The sequence below is a fragment of the Rhodococcus sp. P14 genome (genome assembly GCF_000256505.1).
Lineage (GTDB): Bacteria > Actinomycetota > Actinomycetes > Mycobacteriales > Mycobacteriaceae > Rhodococcus > Rhodococcus ruber.
Genome location: NZ_AJFC01000366.1, coordinates 1 through 515 on the forward strand (window position 1 = coordinate 1; position 515 = coordinate 515).

1 protein-coding gene is annotated in these 515 nt (G+C 75.3%); it reads left to right on the forward strand.

Going from position 1 to position 515, the window contains the following annotated elements; genetic code table 11:
• Positions 1-515, forward strand: a 515-nt coding sequence (locus tag OEY_RS0125485; protein WP_010596563.1) for an MFS transporter, incomplete at both ends; no start/stop codon positions are given.

A 515-nucleotide genomic window follows, 5' to 3' on the forward strand; every position in this document is an offset into this window, starting at 1 on the left:
CTCATGCTGGCCCTCGGCGGCGCCGCCGCGGCGAGTGCCAACGCCGCGAGCGGCCGCGTCGTCGTCGGCTGGTTCCCACCGCAGCAGCGCGGTCTCGCCATGGGGATCCGGCAGATGTCGCTGCCGCTCGGCGTCGCCGTCGCCGCACTGGCCATTCCTCCGCTCGCGCGCGACCACGGAATCGGCTCGGCCCTGGCCTTCGCCGCCGCGGTGTGTGCCGTCGCCGCGGTAGCGTGCGCGATCGGCATCGTCGATCCACCGCGGCCGGAACGCGCCCGGGCCGCCGAACTCGGCCTGCTCGACAACCCCTACCGCGCCGGGCGGTCGCTGCAACGGATCCACGCGGCGTCGGTCCTGCTGGTGGTGCCGCAGTACGTGGTGTGGACCTATGCGCTGGTGTGGCTGATCTCCGAGCGCGGCTGGACCGAGTCCGCCGCGGGCCTGGTCATCACCGCCGCGCAGTTCCTCGGTGCGCTGGGTCGCGTCGCCGCCGGCGGGGGGTCCGACCGGGTCGG